The 22,248-nt window shown below is 63.9% G+C and carries 13 protein-coding genes and 1 tRNA gene; 5 read left to right on the top strand and 9 right to left on the bottom strand.

Going from position 1 to position 22,248, the window contains the following annotated elements:
• The first annotated feature begins 212 nt into the window (after window positions 1-212).
• Entirely contained in the window at window positions 213-5,297 is a 5,085-nt protein-coding gene (locus tag P12x_RS26180) for a DEAD/DEAH box helicase family protein (RefSeq protein ID WP_435007971.1), read from the top strand.
• Between the two features lie 205 nt (window positions 5,298-5,502).
• Here P12x_RS26180 and P12x_RS26175 read toward each other — a convergent pair whose 3' ends face one another.
• From P12x_RS26175 to P12x_RS26150, 6 genes are all read right to left on the bottom strand, one after another.
• Window positions 5,503-6,537 (bottom strand): NHL repeat-containing protein, encoded by a 1,035-nt coding sequence (locus tag P12x_RS26175; RefSeq protein ID WP_435007970.1) that lies wholly within the window; start codon window positions 6,535-6,537, stop codon window positions 5,503-5,505.
• A gap of 272 nt (window positions 6,538-6,809) precedes the next feature.
• Entirely contained in the window at window positions 6,810-7,037 is a 228-nt protein-coding gene (locus P12x_RS26170; protein WP_435007969.1) for a hypothetical protein, read from the bottom strand.
• A gap of 68 nt (window positions 7,038-7,105) precedes the next feature.
• On the bottom strand, window positions 7,106-8,011 hold the full coding sequence (locus P12x_RS26165) for a hypothetical protein (protein WP_435007968.1): 906 nt from the start codon (window positions 8,009-8,011) through the stop codon (window positions 7,106-7,108).
• Window positions 8,012-8,228: 217 nt separating this feature from the next.
• A tRNA-Arg gene (locus P12x_RS26160) sits at window positions 8,229-8,305 on the bottom strand.
• A 6-nt stretch (window positions 8,306-8,311) separates the two neighbouring features.
• On the bottom strand, window positions 8,312-9,535 hold the full coding sequence (locus P12x_RS26155) for an RtcB family protein (RefSeq protein WP_435007967.1): 1,224 nt from the start codon (window positions 9,533-9,535) through the stop codon (window positions 8,312-8,314).
• A complete protein-coding gene (locus P12x_RS26150) occupies window positions 9,528-10,826 on the bottom strand; it encodes a TROVE domain-containing protein (RefSeq protein WP_435007966.1) in 1,299 nt (432 codons plus the stop codon). The genes P12x_RS26155 and P12x_RS26150 overlap by 8 nt, the downstream gene beginning before the upstream one ends.
• 650 nt (window positions 10,827-11,476) lie before the next feature.
• Here P12x_RS26150 and P12x_RS26145 point away from each other — a divergent pair.
• A complete protein-coding gene (locus tag P12x_RS26145; RefSeq protein ID WP_435007965.1) occupies window positions 11,477-11,824 on the top strand; it encodes a hypothetical protein in 348 nt (115 codons plus the stop codon).
• A gap of 33 nt (window positions 11,825-11,857) precedes the next feature.
• On the opposite strand, the gene P12x_RS26140 is transcribed toward P12x_RS26145, so the two are convergent.
• The 3 genes from P12x_RS26140 to P12x_RS26130 form a co-directional block, all read right to left on the bottom strand.
• The gene (locus P12x_RS26140; RefSeq protein ID WP_435007963.1) at window positions 11,858-14,719 is read right to left on the bottom strand and encodes a hypothetical protein; all 2,862 of its coding nucleotides are present in this window, start codon (window positions 14,717-14,719) and stop codon (window positions 11,858-11,860) included.
• 22 nt (window positions 14,720-14,741) lie between these two features.
• Window positions 14,742-15,410, bottom strand: coding sequence for an HAD family hydrolase (locus P12x_RS26135; protein WP_435007962.1), 669 nt, complete (start codon window positions 15,408-15,410; stop codon window positions 14,742-14,744).
• An 80-nt stretch (window positions 15,411-15,490) separates the two neighbouring features.
• Window positions 15,491-15,931, bottom strand: coding sequence for a hypothetical protein (locus P12x_RS26130; protein ID WP_435007961.1), 441 nt, complete (start codon window positions 15,929-15,931; stop codon window positions 15,491-15,493).
• 478 nt (window positions 15,932-16,409) lie between these two features.
• Here P12x_RS26130 and dcm point away from each other — a divergent pair, with 478 nt between their 5' ends.
• The 3 genes from dcm (at window position 16,410) to P12x_RS26115 (ending at window position 22,232) form a co-directional block, all read left to right on the top strand.
• Entirely contained in the window at window positions 16,410-18,557 is a 2,148-nt protein-coding gene (gene dcm, locus P12x_RS26125; protein ID WP_435007960.1) for a DNA (cytosine-5-)-methyltransferase, read from the top strand.
• Window positions 18,558-18,561: 4 nt separating this feature from the next.
• Complete coding sequence (locus tag P12x_RS26120) at window positions 18,562-20,628, top strand: sensor histidine kinase (protein ID WP_435007959.1); 2,067 nt, start codon at window positions 18,562-18,564, stop codon at window positions 20,626-20,628.
• Between the two features lie 104 nt (window positions 20,629-20,732).
• Window positions 20,733-22,232, top strand: a complete 1,500-nt coding sequence (locus P12x_RS26115; protein WP_435011729.1) for a DNA cytosine methyltransferase — start codon at window positions 20,733-20,735, stop codon at window positions 22,230-22,232.
• Window positions 22,233-22,248 lie beyond the last annotated feature (16 nt).

The raw sequence follows: 22,248 nt of genomic DNA, 5'->3' as shown, positions 1-22,248 counted from the left end.
AAAATCTCCTCCCCATCTTCTCCCCGCCTCCTCCTCATTCGGTCCACTCCCCGCAGGGGCCATCCTCCGCGACCGTACCTCCCCAGCCGTCCGCTTCAAGCTTGCAGCCGGGTCCCCTTACCCCAGCTTCGCTTGACCCGGCCGTTGCTGAGTCGGTTGATCGCTCCGGCGAAAGGCCCCCGCTCGCGGGGCCTCAAACGTCAGGAGGAACCATGAATCATCACCAAGACCTACCAACTTCGACCGGCGATAAGGCCAAGGCCCGAGACATCCTGGCCGCGATTCGCACGCTGAAAGCCTTTGAATCCGAGCACCGCCAGGCCACTACCGATGAACGGGACATACTTTCCCGCTTCGGCGGCTTCGGGGCAGTCGCCCTCTCGATATTCCCAGATCCAGTCACCGGTCGATTCAAGGACGGCTGGCAGTCGATCGGCGAGGAACTCAAGACGCTCTTGACCCCCGAGGAATACGACTCGGCCAAGCGGACGACCTTCTCCCAGTTCTTCACCTCGCCCGTCGTCATGACGGCCATGCACGACGCTCTTTCGCGTCTCGGCGTGCCCCAGAATGCCGTCGTGCTCGAACCGGGGTGCGGCGTCGGGAATTTCATGGGCCACGCCCCCGAAGGGCAGCGCTTCATCGGTGTCGAGCTCGACGGCATCTCCGGCCGGATCGCCTGCGCCCTGCACCCCAAGGCAGACATCCGCATCGAGAACTTCCGCGACTCGAAGCTCCCCCAGCTCGACGCGGTGATCGGCAACGTCCCGTTCGCCAACATCGGCCTCGAGTACCAGGGGCAGAAACTCTCCCTCCACGACTTCTTCATCGCCAAATCGGTCGACGCCCTCAAGCCCGGCGGCGTCCTCGCCGTGGTCACCAGCCATTTCACCCTCGATAAGCAGAACGCCGCCGCCCGCGAGATGATCGCGTCCAAAGCCGACTTCCTCGGCGCCATCCGTCTGCCGTGCGATGCGTTCAAGAGGGAAGGGACCCAGGTCACCACCGACATCCTGTTCCTGCGGAAGCGGGCCCCCGGGCAGGAGCCAAAACACGCCGACCCCGAATGGCTGGAAACCTCCGTGCTCGGCATCCAGGGGGCCGACTTGCCAGTCAACCGCTACTTCTGCAACCACCACGAGATGGTGCTGGGCGACTGGAGCCGCGAGGACACGCTCTACGGCTCCGGGTTCTCGGTGAAGGCGAATGGCGACCTGGCGAGCCAGTTGAAGGAGGCCGTGGGTCGAATCGCGGGAGCAAACCAGTCAGTAGCAGAACGGCCGAATCCGCCACCTTCGCACCATGTCTCCGACACGAATGTCGCCGACATCGCTCCCCAGAAACCCGCCTTCGTCCCTCCGCCTCCCGAACGGCACATCGCCGAGGGCAGCTTCTTCGTCGGTGACGACAAGGTCATCCGCCAGGTCGAGAACGGTGAGGGCGAGCCGGTCGACTACAGCGGCGGAATCCAGAGAGCCGACGGCAGCATGACCGGCCGGAGGCTGGCCGCCCTGATCGGCCTCCGCGACCATGCCCGCCGCGTCCTGCAGAGCCAGAACGAGGGCTGGCCGGAGGCGAACCGCAACGATGCCCGCCGGTCGCTCAACGCGGCCTATGACCGTTTCCTGGCCGCCTACGGCCCGATCAACAAGACGACCATCTCCGAGACCCAGAGCGGCACGATTCGCCGGATGCCGAACCTCGTGAAGTTCCGGGAAGACCCGGACGCCATGCTCGTCATGGCCCTGGAGGAGTACGACGAGGCGACCGGAAAGGCGGCGAAGGCACCGATCCTACTTCGGGACGTGGTCGGCCCGAAGCCGCCCGTCACACACGTCACATCGGCCGAGGAGGGCCTGCTGGTCTCGCTCAACGACCGCGGGTCTGTCGATCTTGCCTGTATCGCCCAACTCTACGGCAAGCCGGAGGAGACAGTCATCGCCGAACTGGGCGACCTGATCTACCGCGACCCCGAGACGAAGGCATGGGAGACCGCCGACGCCTACCTGTCGGGCAACGTACGCTCGAAACTGGCGTATGCGGAGCGGTCGGGACCGGAATACCAGCGTAACGCGGAGGCTCTCCGCCAGGTGCAGCCCGAGGACGTCCTGCCGGGCGATATCGACGCGAATCTCGGGGCACCGTGGATTCCGGCGAGCGACATCAAGGCGTTCGCCGAAGAGTTGTTCGGCGGCTCTTTCACCGTGGGGCACCTGAAGAAGGACGCGGTATGGTCTGCCGAGCCGGATTACCGGGCCATCAGCTCGGTCGCGGCTTCCGCCGACTACGGCACGGGCCGGATCAACGGCACTGAGTTGCTCTCCATGTCCCTGAACTTGAAGACGCCGGTCATCTACGACATCGTCCGCGGGGCCAACGGCGATGAGCGCGTCCTTAACCCGACCGAGACGCAGGCCGCGAAAGAGAAGCAGAAGCTGATCAAGGAGAAGTTCAAGACGTGGATCTTCGCAGATCCCGACCGCACCGATCGGCTCGTGCGGGATTACAACGACACCTACAACAACCTCCGCCCCCGCCTGTTTGACGGCTCGCACCTCGACTTCCCCGGCATGAGCAAGGTGTTCGAGCTTCGCCAGCACCAGAAGGACGCCATTTGGCGGGTCATGAGCGGCGGCAACACTCTGTTGGCTCATGTCGTCGGCGCGGGCAAGACCGCCGTCATGGTCGGGGCAGCGATGAAGTTGAAGCAGTCCGGGCTGACCAAAAAATCCATGATCGTGGTGCCCAACCACATGCTCGAACAGGCGGGCCGCGAGTACCTGCAGCTCTATCCCAACGCGAAGGTGCTGATCGCCACCAAGGACGACTTCACCAAGGAACGCCGCAAGGTCCTGACCGCCAAGATCGCCACCGGCGATTGGGACGCGATCATCGTGACCCATTCGAGCTTCGAGCGGATCGGGATGAGCCGAGACTATCAGGAGAAGTTCCTTCGCGAGCAGATCGCCGAGTACGAGTCACTTCTGATCGACAAGGCGTCCTCCGGCCGGAACATCATCAAGAACCTGGAGAAGCAGAAGGCCAACCGCGAGGAGAGGCTGAAGAATCTGCTGGCTGGAGAGAAGAAGGACGACGGACTGGTCTTCGACGAGTTGGGCGTCGACCACGTCTTCATCGATGAGGCCCACTATTTCAAGAATCTCGAGACGCCCACGAAGATGGAGCGCGTCGCTGGCATCCAGACCGGCGGCAGCGAACGGGCGTTCGACCTCTACATGAAGGCCCGGTATCTCGACGAGCAGCACGCCGGCCATGGCGTCACCTTCGCCACCGGTACGCCGATCAGCAACACGATGGTCGAGATGTACACGATGCAGCGGTTCCTCGACCCGGAGGGGCTCCGCTCGCGTAGCATCGAGCACTTTGACGCCTGGGCCGCCACCTTCGGCGAGGTGGTCGACTCGATGGAGATCTCGCCCGACGGCGCAAGCCTGCGTCCCCGAAGCCGCTTCGCCAAGTTCGTGAACCTGCCGGAGCTGGTCCAGATGTTCCGGGCCTTCGCCGACGTCCAGACGGCGGACATGCTCGACCTGCCGAGGCCGAAGCTGGAAGGCGGCAAGCCCCAGACGGTTGCCTGCCCCATGTCGGAGGATCAGAAGGATCTGCAGATCGGGCTCATCGAGCGGTATGACCGCATCCGGAACTCGAAGGTCGATCCCCGCGAGGACAACGCCCTCGCGATCACCACGGACGGCCGCAAGCTGGCCCTCGACGGCCGGATGCTGGGGGCGGGAGGCGATTTCCCGGGCTCAAAGATCAACGCCCTGGTCGGCAACGTCCTCCGCATCTGGCGGGAGACGGAGGCCAAGCGCGGCACGCAGATGATCTTCAGCGACATGGGCATCAACCCGACGGCGTGGGGGTTCTCTGCATACGACGAAATTGCAGAGAAGTTAGTAGCTCGCGGCATCCCCCGCGCCCAGATCGCCATCATGGGCGACGCAGACACCGACGCGAAGAAGCAATCCCTGTTCGAGAAGGTCCGTCAGGGCACAGTCCGCGTCCTGATCGGCTCCACGGCCAAGATGGGCACCGGCACCAACGTGCAGAAGCGGCTGGTGGCCCTCCACCACCTCGACGCCCCTTGGAAGCCCGCCGAGGTCGAGCAGCGGGACGGCCGCATCCTCCGGCAGGGGAACGAGAACCCCGAGGTGGCGATCTTCCGCTACGTGACGGAGGGCTCGTTCGACGCCTATATGTGGCAAGCACTTGAGACGAAGGCCCGGTTCATCGCCCAGGTGATGAGCGGCGACTGTGCAGTCAGGAAGGCCGAGGATATCGGCGGCCAGGAGCTCTCCTACGCCGAGGTGAAGGCCATCGCATCCGGCAACCCGGCAGTGCTGACGCTGGCCGAGGCCGACGCCGAGCTGCAGCGGCTCGCCATCCTGAAGAAGAACCACCTCGACGAGCAGTACCTCGCCAAGAAGAACCTCCGCGACCTGCCGGACGACATCAGGCGGCTGGAGAAGCGGCTGGAGGGCCTGAAGACCGACATGGCGACGATCGCCACGAACGACGTAATCCCCTCGCAGGAGACGGTCGCAGACCGCATGAAGCGGATGCCCGAGAAGGTGAGCGAGACCTACCGGACGAAGCTTGGCACCTACCGCGGGCTCGAATGCGGGATGATCCTGCATCCGCTGGGCGGGACGGAAGTCTACCTCGATGGCGCCGTGCGGTGCCGCGAGCAGATGCTCAGGGATAACCCGGGCCCGCGCGCCGTGCTCAACGCCCTGGAACGGCTGGCAAATGGGTACGGTCGTGATTGCGACCACCTGAAGGCGGACATCGCGGTCAAGCAGGGCCAACTCAGCGACTACGAATCGCGCGTCGGCAAGCCCTTCGCCCACGCGGAGTACACGAGCCAGTTGTCCGACTTACGCGACCAGCTCAGGCTCGGGCTCTCTGAGAACCCGCCGGAGGGCCTGCCGCCGGTGGCGGAGCTGGCTGAGCGGATCAAGACCCTGCGGGAGGCGAACACCGTCGAGGCCGCGCCTGAGCGGACGGGGATGCGGAAGGCGGTCAGGGCGGAGCGGCCGGTGACCGTGAGAATTCGGGAGCGGATTGGCGATAAGCCGGTCGAGGCAGGTCAGGAGCCGGTGGCGGCAGCCTTGGAGCCGACGCCCGAGCCGGTGAGGGCGCCGGAGCCCGTCCAACAGGCGGCGCCTGAGCCCGTGGTCATCCCCATGCCCGAGCCGGTCAAGCCGACGAACGGCCACCGGCAGAGTGTGACGCGGCGCAGGCAGGAGAAAGAGGCGCAGCTGCGGTTGTTTTAGCCCGGATTTGCCAAGTGCCTTGTCGTCGTAATCAATTACGACCCGAACGGCCTCGCGGGGAAGATCCCGGAAACCGCCGAGACGAACAACCAGGCTTCGCTTCATGTCACCCCACTGACTATGATCAATCCGGGCATATGCGCCACGCATGTCGACAGGCGATCGAGGCGGGGGGGGGGCTGACGATCAAGCTCCACCCGTTGGTTTAATCCACCGCAAACTTCTGCACCCGACCATTCATGACGTCTGCCACGTATAAGCACCCCCGGCTGTCCAACGCCAGGGCGTGCGGCGTGCGGAACTGACCAGGTCCCTCGCCCTCACCGTCCAGGCCCAGGCCGCACAGGTACTTGCCCGCATTCGTGAAGAGCTGGACGCGGTGGTTCGTGGCGCTCACCCAGACGCGGTCCTGCCGGTCCACACAGATGCCGATGGGCCCGCCCGTGATGGGCTTGCCGTTCTTGTCTAGTGGCGGAGGGCCGAAGCCGCCGGGGTCGGGCCCCGCGCTGCCCCAGTGGGCCAGCAGTTCGCCCTCCGGCGTGAACTTCTGGACGCGGTTCAGGCCCGCGTCGGTCGTGTAGACGTTGCCGGCGCGGTCGAAGGCAACGAACTGCGGCCCGGCGAAGCGGCCGCCGACAGGCTGGCTGCCGCCGAACTGACCCGGCTGGCTGCCGTGCCCGCCGAACTTGCTGACGAACTTGCCGTCCGGAGTGAACTTTTGGACGCGGCTGTTGCCTTGGTCGGGCACGTACAGCAGGCCGTCCGGCCCAAACGCCACGGAGCCCGGCAACTGGAATTCGCAGTCACCCGTGCCCTTCTTGCCCCATTCCCGCAGCAACTTTCCCTCGGGGGAATACGCCGCCACCTTATTGGCGTTCCAGAAGCCGACATACACGTTACCCTTCGGGTCCACGGCAAGCCCGCCGGGGTTGGTCTGAAGGGGGAACGTCCCGAGAAATTTCCCCTCGGTCGTGAACTTCTGCACGCGCTGGTTGCGGAACTCGCTGGTGTAGATCACGTCATCCTTGCCGATGGCGAGGCCGACATTCGCGGAGAATTCACCGTTCTCCTTGCCGCGGCGTCCCCAGGCGAGCAGGAAGCGGGGGCGTGGTGGCGTCTCCTCCTCCGCCGGGGCGACTCCTTTGAGGAGGAGGGCGAGGCATCCGGCGCCAGCGCCGAGAATCTGTCGGCGCGACACCCAGCGACTGCGACGTTGGTCGTGTTGGTCGATCGACGGCATCGCAATTCTCCCGCTCAGGCCCTTGCTGCCACTTTATCTGGGATGTCGCAGATGAGCGCTGGCCTCAATGCCCGGGACCTCGTCCAGCTCTCCTGAACAGGCATTAGACACCGGCAGTATTCCTGCGTCCAAGTTAAACCGGTGAGATCGGCGCGGTCGGCAAGCCGTATGACCGTCCGGATGCCCCGACGCCCCCCTCGGCTCGTCCTTCGGCCTGATCTTCCGCACGGCGCGGGCGATGGGGTTACGGGGTTTCGAGGGCTTGCGGGGCTTCATGCTTGTTTCTGCCTCTCGCGGCGCTCGCGCTGGTAGTTTCGCTGGTATTCCCTTTGCCGCTCCTGCTTTTGCTCCGGCGTCATGGTCGCCGGACGGCCGCGTTTACGCTGCGCCAGCCCCATGGCGATACGTTTTTCCTGCGATGTCATCGCCCGGAATGCTTCCTCCCGCTGGCGATTCATCTCCGCCAGTTCCTTCGTTCCCATGCCCGGCAGCAGCGTCACGCCCTTCTTGCGGATGAAGGCATCGATCTTCTCATGGTCGTCGTCGTCCGTTGGCTCGCGCCGCCCGCCTAGCTTGCGAGTGGCGCGGGGGCTTCCCCCAGGGATCGCTTGGCCTCTCGCCGCTGGCAGGACGCGATGAAATAGTCCAGGTCATCAACCTCGGCCTCGTAGTCTCCGGCGATCGCCGCCTTCGTCTCGCCTCTGGCGAGGCGGGGCTTTATGTCCGGCCAGTCCTCATCTCGGAGCTGTCCATCCTCGCGCTTCCCGGCAAATCCGGTGTGGACCGTGATCAGGCGGGAAGGGTCGACGGCGGGCAAAGGCTTGGGCTCCGGTGCGGGTTCAGGCTCCGGCTTCGAAGCCTTGCGGATCTCGAAGGCCGGTTCGGGAGGGGAGGCGGGCTCCGGAGACGATTCATTCTTCCGTCTTCCGATGAGACCAGCAGCTTGTCGGGCCCTCATCCGCTCAGCAGCGGCAGCACGTGCCTCTGGCGACCATTCCTTTCGTTTCTTCGGCTCGGCGAGCCCTACCACGACTTCATGGCCATCTCCGTTGGCATGAGCGGGCGGACACTGCTCGACAGCTTTCGCTTCGAGGAAGGCCGTGATCTTGTCATCGTCGGTCTGAGGTTGGCCGGATGCCGCCGGCGCGGTAACCCGCTCAGCCGCCTTCTCAAGGGCTCGCCTGGTGAGCGGTGGCAAATGGAACTCTGCTGACTGAAGTTGATCGTCGATACGCAGCTCTGTCTTGGCTTGCGAAATCTGAACCGTCGGCGGGGTCGCGGCCATCCCTGCCAGCCTCTCGGCTGCTTCCTTAACGGCCTGGATCGCGTCCAGAGCATCGGCCCTGAGCGGACCTTGAATGGCAGCCATGTAGAGGGCTTCGACGGCGGCCAACGCCTCGGACGGTGCGTTCTGCCCGGCCAGGTAGCCCTTGAGCAGTGCGTAGTGATACAGGGGAACGGTAACCGAACTCATAAATACTCAGGAATTGTTTGTGGTTTCATTTGTCTTCTGCAACGCCCGCTCGATTGCCATCTCGTCGGACCTCGTAATCTTTGATCTGCCGGCCAGCTTGCGGCGGATCGTCGAAGGATCCCAGTCAAGAAGTCGGGCGAGATTCGTCTGCCCGCCCGTTCCGCGTTCGTCGTTCAGGGAGTCACAGACGGCCCGTAGCTCGGCGGGGGTCATGGGTTGGTGGTCAGGGCGAGACTCGAACTCGCGGCCTCCAGATTCGGAATCTGACGCTCTATCCATCTGAGCTACCCGACCGGCTCGTTAGCCCTTCACGCATACCACCTGCCTCAACTCGTAGACGATTTCCACCAAGTCCTGCTGGGCCGCCATGACCGCCTCAATCGGCTTGTAGGCCGCCGGACTCTCGTCGAGCACGTCCGCATCCTTTCGGCACTCGATGCCGTCGGTGGCTTTGGCATGATCCTCGAGGCTGATCCGCTTCACGGCCTCGCCGCGGCTCATGACTCGGCCCGCTCCATGCGAGCAGCTGCAGAAAGCCTCCTTGTTGCCCTTGCCACGCACGATGAAGGACCGGGCCCCCATCGAGCCGGGGATGATGCCGAGGTCGCCCTCGCGGGCACGGACGGCACCCTTGCGGGTCAACCAAACGTTCTTCCCGAAGTGGTGCTCCTTGGCCACGTAGTTGTGGTGGCAGTTGACCGCGACCTCGCCGACGTTTCCGAGCTTCCCGGGGAAATGCCGATCGAGCACGGCCAGCACGCTTCGCATCATTACCTCGCGGTTCGCCTGTGCGAATTCCTGTGCCCAAAGCAGGGCCTCGACGTAGTCGTCGAATAGGACCGAGCCTTCCCGAAGATACGCGAGGTCGACATCGGGCAGATTTATATGCCACCCTTTCATTTCCTGCTTCGCCCGCTCGATAAAGTAGGTCCCGATCTTGTTCCCGATGCCACGGCTGCCCGAATGGAGCATGACCCAGACGGCCTGGTTCTCGTCGAGGCAGAGCTCGATGAAGTGGTTGCCGGTGCCGAGGGTGCCGAGGTGGTTCGCGGCGCGGTTAGCGGACTTCTCGAGGCCTGGATATTTGGCGACGATTGCGGCCAGTCGTTGCCGCAGGGAGGAGAAGACCGCAACAGCGTCATCGCTTGGCGTCCCCCACGCCCCACGGTCGTTCGGCCCGCCGTTATCGGTGCGCCCGTGCGGGACGGCCGCCTCAACGTCCGAACGGATGGCAAACAGATTGTCCGGTAGGTCTCTGGCCACCAGCCCGGACCGAACGGCCATCATGCCGCAGCCGATATCCACGCCAACCGCCGCCGGGATGATCGCCCCCACCGTGGGGATGACCGAACCGACGGTAGCCCCCATCCCCCAGTGGACGTCGGGCATGACCGCGACGTGGTGGTGAATGAAGGGCATCCGTGCGACGTTGCGAAGCTGGCCGAGGGCCTTCTCTTCGACCTGGACACCGTCGGTCCAGCCGTAGATGGGAACGGCCTCCTTGCCGAGAAACTGCCTACTCATTGGCAGACTCAAACTTCACGATATAGTCGAGAACCTTGTCCGACCAGCCGTCGATGTGCAGCCACTGGCCGTACCCGACGCCGTTCTTGTTGCTGGCCACGTTGATCATGTATCCCTTCAACTGCGGGACAGGGTCGTGGCTCTGCTCGTCGGTGATGACGATCAAGCGGTCGCGGGCGGGCAAAGAACCGACCGCCTTCCCGAGTTCCGTCCCTCCGTGCGGCTGGGAACCCGTGATCGCATCCCGCAGGGCGAAGCCTCGGCGTCCCGGCACCTCGACCAGGGCGTTGGAGAAGGTAAAGACTCGAAGATCCTCGAACATCTCACGGCCGATCATCGCCAGCGAGCAGGCGACGTCCATCCGCCGCATCTCGGACTTGGCAGACAGCGCGGAATCCATCGACCCCGACACGTCCACCAGGATGATCGTCTTGCCGCCCAGCTTCTCGCGGCCCGCGAAGCACTCGAAGAACTTGCCCTCCAGCTCCGGCTCGAACAGGGGATTGTGGCGAGCCGAGGCGATGAAATTGATCGGCAGGAGGCGACCGGCCTTCAGGTTACGGAGTCCGGCGCGGATTTCCTCGTCGGCCACACCCGCCTTCGTCATGTTGCGGACGTTGCGGAGCATGGCTAAGCCGCCGAGCTTGCCCTCGGCGAGCAGACGGGACCACGACGCCTTCTTGTCGCCGCCCCTGGACAGCTCGACCTCCCAGGTGTCCGGCGTGGCCAGCTCGCCCTTGACGAGCTTGCGCCACAGCTCGGCCTGATCGAGATTGGCCGGCTTGGGGCGGGTGATCCGCAGGGCGTCGCGCAGCTTCACCGCCTTCTGGCCCCCGTTGTACTTGGCCAGCTGGTACTCGTCGAACTTGCGGAACGTGTCGCCCAACCAGCGCTTGACCTGCTTGGCCAGCGGCTCGTCCTTGTTGTCCTTCCAGTAAATCGACAGGAACTCGGTGATGTCGTCCGGGCGAAGGATGACACGGGGGAAGAGGCCCTTGGCCTGCGCACGACCTTCCTTCGTCCGCATCAGCTCGCGGGCGAGCAGGAGCGGCACGTGGCGGAGGCGCATGTCCTCCTTCGCCTGAGCGGCGACGCGGGCGACGTCCTCGGCGGGCACGGCCTTCACCAGCTCAGCGATCCGCTGCCCGATGGTCTGGCCGTCCTCGTAGAACTCCGACTCCCACAGGAGGCAGGACATGACGGAGCGTTCGAGCTGGGCCAACGGGTCGATCCGGGCTGCCGGAGCGCCTTCGTGGGTGAAAATCTTCTTCAGTCGGTTCAGCGTAGCCATACAAATACCCAAAAAATGCGGGCGGGGAAGATTCGGAGAGGGACGAAACTGAGCTACTGAACCTCGCGGCTCAGGTGGGGATTGAACCCACGACCTCCGGCGAACCGGCGCTCTATCCAAAGTATCCCTATCCTGCACCACCGCCCTGTTGCGGAAACCGTGCGGGGAAGTAGCGACAAAGGTACGTTTCCGGTGTCCTGCCACTAGACGACGGCCCCGGAGGACCGGCAGGAATCGAACCTGCGTCACCGGTTTGGCTAAGTAACCCTTGCCTGCACCACCGCACGATGGTTCAAGAGGAGGGGGAAGAGACGATAAAGGCACGTACGTGCTCTATCCAACTGAGCTACCGGCAGGTCGATCTGCCGGGCGGGACTCGAACCCGCGACCACGCGATTACAAGTCGAAGTAACCCTTATCTGCACCACCCTCCAAAACTTAAGAGCCGGGAAGATCGTCGAAGGTTCGCTTTCCAATAAGTAGCCCTCGACTGCACCACGGCCCGATGCAAATCACCCTAGTGCAGGTTGCACGCAAGCGCAAGCAATTTTTCATCCGTTCTTCTTCGCGGCGCAATCCCACTGTTTCGCATCACTGCCTGCCTGTTAAACTGGGCGATCTCGCGACATCGCCAAGACTCCGAGGCACCCATGGCCAAGAAAGCAGCGAAGCCCGATCCCGTCGAGGAAGCGGAGGAGCCCCGCAACGCCCACGGCCGCAGGGTGCCGACTTCGAAGTCAGACGCCGTCAGGATGGCGATCGCTGCCGGCTTTGACGGGCCACAGGTGGGAGCGGGCTACATCCAGAGCCAGTTCGGACTCGACGTCAGCCCTGAGCACTTCAGCGCCGTGAAGTCCGCTGACAAGAAGAAGGTTCTGACCGAGGAGCCCAAGGGTAAGCCGAGACGGAAGCCGAAGGCCGCCGTCGAGGGCTACTCGCCCCGCCGCAGCCCGCACCATCGGGCAACTCGGAACTGCTGGACGCGATGGAAGCGATGAAGCCGCTGGTCGCCAGCCTGGGCAAGGAGCAGGTCAAGCGGATCGTGGATTTGCTGGGTTAACGACCGGTGTTGAGACCGGCCGCGTCTGCTCAATGCTCGGTGCCGCGGCGGCATGCCCGTCCATTCCGTTTTTCTCTCGGAACGCCGACGAACGAGCCACTACGCCCCGCCGTACTTCGGGGGCGAACCGCTCCGCGATCTGATCGATCAGCAGGGCAGCCGAGGCTGCCCAACCGGGCGCCGAGTCGTCGATGAAGCACGTCTCGACGATCTCCTGCAGGATCATCGATCTGGCCTTGCCTCCGCGCTCCCCCGCTACGAATCGAGAGAGCGCATCGAGTGCACGTGCCCCGTCGTCTCCGGTCAGCTTTGCTGCCGACTCGACCAGGGATCTCGCAGCCCCGTACGCCACCCAGTGATATTCATCTTGCTCGAGCGCCTCCTCAAGCACGGCGAGCCCGGATGTGTTGGGGTTCGCCCCCAATACATGGACCGCACGCCACCGGACGCTCCGCTTGCCGTCGGGTCCGAGGTGGTCTCTGTAGATCGAGCAGACTCGGTCGACCTCCGCAGCCGTGATGCTTCCGCGTCTGGCCAGATTCGCAGCGGTCCATCCCAGTAACGAGTTTGGAGACGCTATCAGCTCGATGTCCGGCGCGGCTATGCCCGTTCCCTGCGCTTGGGAGTAAAGCCGTTTCCAGATACCCAGCTCATCCGCGTCGCCTTCGAGGTTTCGGATGCGGTCAACCATCGCATCCCGGGAGGGTGCGTCGAGGTATGGCCTCGTAAAGGGGTACTGGGTCAGGAGCCGCTCCGTGCGGCTTCGGGTCCTCTCGACCGAGTCGAACCGCTTCTCCGCCACCACCGCGAGAATCGCCTCGCGGAACCACTCAGGTAACTTCCTCTCCGCCTCTTCGCCCTCACCGGACTTCGCGATGCATTCAAGGGCCGCGGAGTAGCTCCAGTCGTAGACCGCGTTGACGAAGGCAATCTTCTGGACGACGTCCGCGATCTGCTCGACAGCCATCGTCAGGCATTCGACCGAAGTACCGAACGTCGTCGCGGCGTCGAAGGCCTTCTCGGTCCAGCATGCCGGATCGACGCTCATGGCCCTGGCGACGAGGTAGTCCCGCCAGAGATGGTGGGCGAATCCGGCCTCGTCGTCCACGACCCCGACTCCAGCTGCACTTAGCTTCGCCCAGAGTGGGTCTCCGATCGCCTGCTTGAGCGTGGAAAGCTTGAGCTTCCCGTCGGCTGCGATGGCATCGCGTGTGGCCAGGGCGATCGCAGTCAATTGCACTTCGGATAGCCCAACATGCTCACGGAAGAATTCGTGGAACATCTCGCTCCACAGCCGATTCGCGGTGAACGGCCGGTTGGAGCGGATCGCGAGGTCCAGGAAGAATGGGCGTTGGTAAATCGTCTGTAGCCGACCGCTGAGCGACTTGAATCTGCCCTGCCCGAACCGGTCATCGAAGCATCGCTCGGCCACTTCCGGGGAGACGCTACCGACCGTCGCGTGGACCGGGGCGGGGCGCAGGTCCTCGATTGCCGTCAGGCGGTTCATCCAGATCGCGTATGTGCCGGGCCCGCGCCGGAGGTCCTGATAGAAGGCCAAGAGAGAGGCCAGCGCCACCTTCGACACCTCGTTCACGCCATCGACCAGAAGGACCAGCCTCCCTTGGGCGGCAAGTGCCTCAATCTCGGAGGCCGAGCGGCGGGGCGATGTGGCAACCTGCAGAATGGCGTCGATCCCTTCCTGGCCAGCCGCCGGTGCCTCACCGTCGGGGTACTCCTGCGAATACCGCTTGAGATCGATCAGGACCGGGATGCAGTCGGCAGCGAGCACGTCGCAGAACAATCGCTTCGTGATCGTCGTCTTCCCGGTCCCCCCGCCGCTGTACAGCACGACGTTGGGGTGAAGTTCACCTGGGACCAAAGTCGTGCGATCCCTCTCTCCAGCCTCGTAAGTTCCGCGTCGGAGCTGCTCGAACGAGACCGCCGTGCGGATCTTGTACTGGAAGTCGACGTCGGGAAGGCGCTCGCGAATCGTCTTCGCGATTTCCTCGCAGTCGCGGGTGTGTCGTAGCAGTAGAGCCGCTTGGGGCCTTTCGTACCGCTGGATAACCGTGAGGAGGAACCCGGCGGACAGCTGGCACGCGTAGGAACGCCAGCCGTCGTCCTTGTCGACCGTCGCCCGATCGGCCGAGGCTTTGGCGACGAGGAATGGGGTGTCATAGATTCGGCAGGCGCCAAGCGCGGGATGCGATTCCATCTCCAAGCCGAGGATCTGGCGAGGATAAGTCTCGAGCAACCACTTCCTCACGTCGGCCAGTTCGTCGGCTACGACCTTTTCGCCGCATCCGAGGACCGAGTCCGCGACCGCATGGATCCTTGGTTCCCCGAGGCCATCGGGCCGGGCCGCCGTGATGAGGGCCTGCCACGGACGTTCCGGGTCCTCGGCGACGTTGGCCGCCGTTCGCCAGAGCATCTCGGAGACCGCCCAGGCAATCCCTCGATGATCCGTCCTAGCCGACCGACCCTCCTTGGCACCCTCGAGCTTCGCCAACTCGTAGGGGACGATACCAAAGGGAACCATCAGGTCGCCGAGGGCCACTTTCTCGCGACTTTCCAGGAACCCTGCAGCGATCCCGGTCATGAGAACAGCCCGGGGATGGAGTTCAGCGATAGCCTGCTGCGTCACCGGCCCCGCGTGCTGCGCGCCCATCCCTTCATGTAGGTTGATGATGGCAATGCGGTACTCGCCGCGATCCTTCCACCGCTTGACTTTGCCGACAACATACGTATCCTCCGGTTTGGCATCGATCAGCAAGCCCTTGATCTCATTTGCTTCATCCTTAAGTGCGGCTACGATTACGAAATCAACGTCCATCCGCCTTCTCCGATTCGCCTCTTCAAGGCAGCAGTTCAAGGAGTTCCGCGAAATCTTCTATGGAGTGCGTCACGACGTCGCGAAGCTTGGGATGTGGGCGATAGCCGATCGACACGGGGGCGGCCTTGGCAATCGGCACGTCGTTGGCACCGTCACCGATGAACACCCAGTCATCCTTACCCAGCCCATATTCGCGGAGCATCAGGAGGATGAAGTCGATCTTGCCGTGGAAATCGCACGGCAACAGGTTGAAGGTCTGAAGCAGTCCATCGTTACCGAAAAAGTATTCGCATGCCGCGAAGGCGTGGACAATACTCAAGTCGCGTTGTGCCCGCGCCGCCAACTCCCTGAACCCACCGCTGACCATAACCGGCTCGTACAGGCTTCTGTCTATCGACGAGAGGGCTTCAATGACATTTGGGTTATATTCGGCGGCATCGATCAGTTCGCGGAAAGCTGGGGCGGTTAGGCCGTAACGCTGGTGAATGATGATCGTTTCGCGCATCCAATCGAGATAGCTGCGGTACTGCCCGTTCGCCCATCGATCGTGAGTGGCCACTTCTTCTCGGATGGCATCTTCGCCAAGCCGATGAGCAATGGCTTGCCAGATCGTGGAGTCGATGTGAGCTCCCGGCAGCCGAATGTGCGTTCGGAACAGGGTGCCTTCCACATCAAGAACAAGTAATTTCATCGCTCACTTTCCGGCTGATCGACAGCTCCACTGATTAGCCGTGAGGAGCTTCCTCGACGGCTGCCATCGTTCCCAACCTCTCAGACGAAGGCGTGGTTCTCGGCCTTCTCTCCGTACTCGTCGGCCTCGAATTCCTCGCGACTAGCGTAGACCCCGCCTGACTCGGACCCGATGACGGCGAATCGTTCGTCCGGTCGCTTGTAGAAGACCAGCCAGATGCCGCCGCCCGAGTGCCAGTATTCCTCCGAGCCGAGGATGACGCTCAAGCCTCGGGCCCATTCTTCGCCGTCGTCCCACTCACTCCATTCGCGGGCTTCGAGGAGCGAGTCGGCATCGCCGTCTTGCTGGTACGAGTCGTATGACTTCCGGTCGCGATATACCCAGCCGGCGTGGTCTTCGACGACGGCCAGTCGGCTGTCTGCCCGCCCGACAAGGACACCCCATGTCCTGGAGGAGGGCATCGGGAAAACCGCGTCGCCGCCCACGACGGCCGCGAGGGATCTTGCTGCCTGCTCGGTCATCTCTCTGGCTCCAAGTCCGAGATTCTGCTGCTTGATTGTATCCGATCGGTGACTTCCTGACGAGCGGTCGGATGTGAACAAAACCCCAGATAGCATGCGAACTCGACCGTCATGGACAACGGCGAATCATTGATGTCCTGCTTATATACGGTACGCTACGCGCATCACGCAAATCCGTCCTCGGCCGCGAACATCCGAGAACCGGCCTGCACGACCAAAATCATACCCGCCGGAGATCCTGATCGTGCGCGACGGTGGAAGGAATGGCGCAGAATAGTCTCGATATAATTCGACCGGTCCGGCCTGGACGGTGGGGAGGAGACCCTGCGAGAATGCAGGGGACGACGGTGCCGACGTTTGGAGCGATCGGCATTCCGTCGACCTTTGAACCCGACATCAGCCCGGAAACATGAGCGAGGGGCTGCCGTGATCGGTCCGCGCCCTCAGCAGGGATATCGGAAGCAAGGAAAGCGATCAGATGAAGAAGCGCGGCCCGGGCACTGACATGGACGAACTCGAACCGGTCCCGGCCGTCGAGGAGGATGTTACCCCGGTAGCGCCGGACCTGACCGGCTGGACAGCACACCCGAGCGAGCGCCGGGACTTCTGGAACCGGATCCGGGCGTTCCCGCCCGAGGTGGTCGGCTGGCGCAAGCGTCTCCTCAGGGAACTCGCGGAGAAGACCGGGCGGTTCACGCTGGCATCGGGCGTGACCGCGGAGCAGTTGCAGGAGCGGCTGGACTCCGGAATCAGCCACCTGCGCGAGGTGGCGAGGATCCTCGCCGTCCTTTACGGCAGCCCCAACCTCGGGAACAAGGCCGATCCGACCGACGAGCTGGTCTACATCCTGCTTGCCCGCCATACGCGGGAGGGGGCATACCAGCAAGCCTTCGAGGCTCTGAAATCGCGTTTTTCAACCTGGGACGAGCTGCTCGACGCCCCGCGCGGCGAGGTCGAACGCCTCGTCTATTCGGGCGGCCTTTCGGGCAAGAAGACCGTTGCGCTCTACGCCGCCCTCGGCAAGCTACGGGAGACCTTCGGCTCATGCACGCTGGAGCCGGCCCGCGAGTGGTCGGACGAGAAGCTGGAAGCCTTCCTCTGCGAGCTTCCCGAGATCCAGCGGAAGAGCGCGTACTGCGTGATGATGTATTCCTTCGGCCGCAGAGTTTTCCCGGCCGACACGCACGTGGGGCGCGTGCTCAGCCGGATAGGCCCCTATCGCGAGCTGGGCCTGTTGCTGGACGGACTCGACCACAAGAAGCTCCAGCGTGAGCTGGCGGAGCTGATCCCGCCCAACCTGCGTTACTCCCTCCACGTCAACCTTGTCGAGCACGGGCGGGCCATCTGCAAGAGCCCGAAGCCACTCTGCGAGAAATGCGAGCTGCGCAACCTCTGCAGGTACTACCGTTCGGCCGAATCGGGCCGTGCCTTGCAGAGTGATGCGCCTTCCGTGATCGATCTGTTCGCCGGGGCGGGCGGCTCCAGCGAGGGATTCTCCCGGGCCGGTTTCAGGACGCTGGCCGCGGTCGAGATGGACGAGATGGCTGCTCGCACCTACCGCCTGAATCATCCCGCCGTCCCCGATGATCGGGTGATCGTGCAGGATATCCGCTCCCTGACCGCGGATGACCTGCAGAGGCTGGCCGGCGACAAGCCCCTCGACGTTCTGGCGGGGTCGCCGCCGTGTCAGGGCTTCTCCTCGGTGGGATTCCGGTCGAAGAAGACGCTCCTTGGTTACCGACCCGAGGACGACGATCGAAACCACCTGTACGAGACGATGATCGAGGCGGCCTTGGTCCTCAAGCCGAAGCTGTTCCTCCTGGAAAATGTACCCGGGATGAAGTCGGCGAAGAAGGAGAAGGACTCCTTCCTCGACACGGCAGCAAGGCTGCTTGAAGCGCGTGGCGGTTACCAGACGGAGATTTGGCGTCTCAATGCCTCGGCTTTCGGCGTCCCGCAGGACCGTATCCGGCTATTCCTCGTCGCGTCTCGGCTCAAGGTCATGCCAGTGCAGCCCTCCGCGGATTATCAGGATACTCGGCGTCCCGAACACGACCACGACGCGCTCCCGCCGCTAACCCTGAACGAGGCCATTTTTGACCTGCCGGAGCGGGGCGCCGGAGAGGGCGTCTCGATCGAGGGCTGGGAGCATCCGGAGCCGGCCGCCGATCCGCGTTTCCGCCGCTACCTGACGAAGTTCGGCATTCTCCGCTCTTCCCGTCTGCTCTACCAGCACACGGTGCGCTACCACAACCCTCGCGACCTCGAGCTCTACGCGATGCTGCGGCCCGGCGAGGACAGCATCCACGCCCTTGAGCGCCACGGGCGGGGTGACCTGATGCGTTACCGCCGGGACGTGTTCGACGACAAGTATGCGCGGCTCCGCGGCGACCGCCCCTGCAAGACCATCGTGGCCCACCTCGCGAAGGACGGCAACGGCTACATCCACCCGACGCAGGTGCGGTCGATCAGCCTCCGCGAGGCCGCCCGCGTCCAGTCCTTCCACGACGGCTATATTTTCTGCGGCTCCCCGTCGGAGCAGTGGATCCAGCTGGGTAATGCGGTGCCGCCCGTGCTCGCCGAGGCGATCGCACGCAGCTTCCGGCGCGCCCTCGAAAGGAGCTGACCCCGTGAGTGTTGGTGCGAGAAACGGCAGCATCGCCTTCCAGCCCCGTGCACGACTCCTCAAGCTGATCGGCGAGGAACTGATCAGCGACGAGGTGGTCGCCATCAGCGAGCTGGTGAAGAACGCGCACGACGCGGACGCGCTCAAGGTCACGATCTCATTCGAGGGAGTGACCGGGCCGGACGGGTTCATCTCGATCCGCGACGACGGGCACGGCATGGATCTCGAAACGCTCCTCGGAAGGTGGATGGAGCCCGCGGCGAGCACCAAGGTCGGAAAAGGCCGGCAAATCACCAAGCTCGGGCGACGAGTGCTCGGCGAGAAGGGGGTCGGACGCTTCGCCGCCGATAAACTGGCCCGCCAGCTCACGATGGTGTCGCGCTGCCGGCGGCATCCGGAAGAGATTCACGCGGTCGTCGACTGGGATCAGTTCGATAATGACGCCGTTATGCTCGCCGACGTGCTGAATCGCTGGGAAGTTCGCCCGGCACGCGAGATCGAGGGCCATGGCACGATCTTGAGGATGGGCGGCCTGCGATCCCAGTGGACCGAGCGGATGTTCCGCCGCCTTTCGCTGCGACTTTCTCGCCTGCTCTCTCCGTTCCGCACCGACAAGGACCGTTTCGTCATCCACATCGAATCCGACGACTTCCCCGAATATTCGGGAGAGTTGCGACACGATTTCCTGGAAAAGGCACCCTACCGCTTAGAGGCCCAGTTCGACGGGGAGCAGACCGTCACCATCGCCCTGAACGACCGCAAGCCGGTTGCCCAGCGCTGGAACGGGCAGGGAGAGCTTTCCTGCGGGCCGGTCAGGATCCACATCTTCGCGTTCGATCTCGAGGGGGAATCCCTGGCCCGGATCGGGCCCAGGATGGAGGTCAGGGCATGGCTCCGCGAGTGGACCGGGGTGAGCATTTACCGTGATGGTTTCCGGGTCTGGCCATACGGGGAGCCGCACGATGACTGGTTACGGCTCGACCAGCGGCGGGTGAACAACCCGGTCGAGAGGCTGAGCAACAACCAGGTCATCGGCTTCATCGACATCGGGCGGGACAGTAACCCCGACCTGATGGACCAGACCAACCGTGAAGGTCTCATCAACAATCAGGCACTTGACAGCCTCCGCCGGCTCGTGAATTTCGTCCTGCAGAGCATCGAGGCGGAACGTCAGTCGATCCGGCATCCGGTCAAGCGTGGCGCGAGGCCGGGCGATGATCGGGCCGTCGAGGCGGACTCCATCTCGGCGAAGCTCGAGAAGCTAGCCAGCAAAGCTGATCGAGAGATGGGCCAGGAGCTCCGGAGCATCAGGCAGCGTTTGCAGGAGCAGTCGCTCCGCGACGCGACCGATCGGAAGAAGTTGGTCGAGGGCTATTCGGGCATCGCGGCGATCGGTCAGATGACGTCAGGAATGCTGCCGGTCATCCCCCATGAACTCAGGCGAATCCGGGACGAGCTGGAACGCATGAAGGCCGTCCTGGCCCACAGAAGGATACCGGAAGTGCGGGATTCGATGACCGGGCTCGATGCCTCACTGTCCAGCATCGACGAGACCCTTCGCGTCATCGCCGCCGCAACCGGCGGTGCCGAGAGGAGGCGTGCCATCGACCTCGTGGCGGAGGCCAGGTCGTTTCGACAGCTCGTCTCGCCACTCCTCGCCGCGCACGGCGTCGAGATGGAGCTCGTGATCCAGGAAAGCGACGTGCTCCGGAGCGAGATGCGCCCCGAGAACCTCTACAGCCTGCTCCAGATCCTCACATCGAACTCGCTCGACTGGATGAAAGGGACGGAATCGCCACGGATCAAGCTGACCCTGCGAGGGACGGGTGACCGTTGCGAGCTGGTCTTCGCCGATAGCGGGCCGGGCGTGCCGTTCGAGCTGGCGGAAAAGATATTCGATCCCCTCTTCACCCGCAAGGAGGGCGGTCGAGGTATGGGGCTGACGATCGCGAGGCAATTGATCGAGGCCCACGGAGGCCGGATCGAACTGATCACGGACCTGCGGAGGCGGGGCGCCGCTTTCCTCGTAACCCTGTCCAGAAAGCGTTCGCGGGCCACGGGATACGCGTGAGACGTGAAACAGGGTATAATCGATGATCCAGGGTGGGGCGGTTCGAGGTTTGCGCAACCCGTCGCGCCAGCCGCCGCGCCGCGGCCCGGACCTGGTTGCATTGCATGCCGGTAAATGCTCCTCGAGTTATCGATCTGTTCTGCGGTGCCGGCGGAATGTCGCTGGGGTTCCGCGCGGCCGGCTGCCGTATCCTGGCGGGTATCGACGAGGACGACGCGGCGAACGCGACGTACCTGGATAACTTCACGCGGCTTCAGCCGGATAATCCGCCCATCGTGCCATCCCCGGGAGAGGGCGACCTGCATTCCTTCGACCTCGAGAGCATCCCGGGAGTCGAGGGCGTCGACATCGTGATCGGCGGCCCTCCGTGCCAGGGGTTCTCGCGGATCGGACGGGCGAAGATCGACTCGCTCCGGGACGAGGGCCAGCGCGAGGAGGGGTTCGAGGAGGACCCGCGCAACGAGCTCTACAAGATCTTCCTCTCGGCCGTCCGGCGCTGGCAGCCGCGCGCATTCGTGATGGAAAACGTCCCGGGAATGCTCTCCATTGGCGGGCAGAACATGGCGGAGGACATCGGGGGCGACCTGGCGGACTCCGGATACCGCGTGGGCTATGCCGTCCTGAACGCGGTGTGGTACGGCGTGCCTCAGTTCCGGGAGCGGCTGTTCTTCATCGGCGTGAGAAACGACCTCGCCGCCCGTCCTGCCATGCCGCCGGCGTCTCACCGCTCGGCAACCATGCCGTCCGGTTACTTCACCACCGCCAACTCGTCGCGGTCGTCGCAGTTGCCAGCCTACCTGCCGTTCATCATGCACTACGACCTCGACGTGAACCACGGCCGGGCGAAACTGTCCGCCACGTCGGTGCAGGAGGCACTGGACGACCTGCCGAGGCTGGAAGACCATCTGAACGAGGGGCACCTTCCGAGAGGCGACTTCCGGCGGCCGCTGCCCTACCCGCGCCCGCCGCACTCGGCGTTTGCCATGCTGATGCGTTGCTGGCCGGGCCTCGTCCAGTCGAGCAGTGTTGTCGATCACGTCATCAGGCGAACCCGACGGGATTATGACACATTCGGGCTGATGCAGCCGGGCGACCGTTACCCTCAGGTGATCGCCATTGCCACCGAGCGGGTACGCCGCAAATTCCGGGAACGGCTCGACGGAATTGTTCCCGAGGATAATGTCGATGCGCTCGCTCGCCTGCTTGAAGAGTTCGAGCAGGCGAGGAAGCTCGGAACTCCATTCAAAGAATGGTCAGCCGAACTTGTGAGCTTCGCCCGCGAGATCTTCCCGCCTTACCCCGAGGACAAGTTCGTCGACAAGTGGCGAAAGCTGGTGCCCGGCGAACCGTCATGGACCGTGACCGCCCACCTGAGCAAGGACTCCTACTCGCACATCCACTTTGACGGGACGCAGAAGCGTGCCATCTCCGTGCGGGAGGCCGCGCGCCTGCAGTCATTCCCGGACTCCTTTGCCTTTTCGGGAAACATGGGGGACTGCTACCGGCAGATCGGGAACGCCGTGCCGCCGCTCATGGCATGGGCGATTGCGCACACAGTTCTGGCGTTGCTTGGCGAGGACGCCACACTGCCGCCTTTCGCCTGACCGGCGGCTGTTGATC

Source organism: Tundrisphaera lichenicola, from assembly GCF_051175385.1.
GTDB lineage: Bacteria > Planctomycetota > Planctomycetia > Isosphaerales > Isosphaeraceae > Tundrisphaera > Tundrisphaera lichenicola.
The sequence above is the reverse complement of the archived record's forward strand: the minus strand, read 5'-3'. Positions and strand labels throughout refer to the sequence as shown.

What these genes read in the sequence shown, in the direction of transcription:
- P12x_RS26180 (WP_435007971.1), top strand. Translation starts at nt 213, where the DNA reads ATGAATCATCACCAAGACCTACCAACTTCGACCGGCGATAAGGCCAAG.
- P12x_RS26175 (WP_435007970.1), bottom strand. Translation starts at nt 6,537, where the DNA reads ATGCCGTCGATCGACCAACACGACCAACGTCGCAGTCGCTGGGTGTCG.
- P12x_RS26165 (WP_435007968.1), bottom strand. Translation starts at nt 8,011, where the DNA reads ATGAGTTCGGTTACCGTTCCCCTGTATCACTACGCACTGCTCAAGGGC.
- P12x_RS26155 (WP_435007967.1), bottom strand. Translation starts at nt 9,535, where the DNA reads ATGAGTAGGCAGTTTCTCGGCAAGGAGGCCGTTCCCATCTACGGCTGG.
- P12x_RS26150 (WP_435007966.1), bottom strand. Translation starts at nt 10,826, where the DNA reads ATGGCTACGCTGAACCGACTGAAGAAGATTTTCACCCACGAAGGCGCT.
- P12x_RS26145 (WP_435007965.1), top strand. Translation starts at nt 11,477, where the DNA reads ATGGCCAAGAAAGCAGCGAAGCCCGATCCCGTCGAGGAAGCGGAGGAG.
- P12x_RS26140 (WP_435007963.1), bottom strand. Translation starts at nt 14,719, where the DNA reads ATGGACGTTGATTTCGTAATCGTAGCCGCACTTAAGGATGAAGCAAAT.
- P12x_RS26135 (WP_435007962.1), bottom strand. Translation starts at nt 15,410, where the DNA reads ATGAAATTACTTGTTCTTGATGTGGAAGGCACCCTGTTCCGAACGCAC.
- P12x_RS26130 (WP_435007961.1), bottom strand. Translation starts at nt 15,931, where the DNA reads ATGACCGAGCAGGCAGCAAGATCCCTCGCGGCCGTCGTGGGCGGCGAC.
- dcm (WP_435007960.1), top strand. Translation starts at nt 16,410, where the DNA reads ATGAAGAAGCGCGGCCCGGGCACTGACATGGACGAACTCGAACCGGTC.
- P12x_RS26115 (WP_435011729.1), top strand. Translation starts at nt 20,733, where the DNA reads ATGCCGGTAAATGCTCCTCGAGTTATCGATCTGTTCTGCGGTGCCGGC.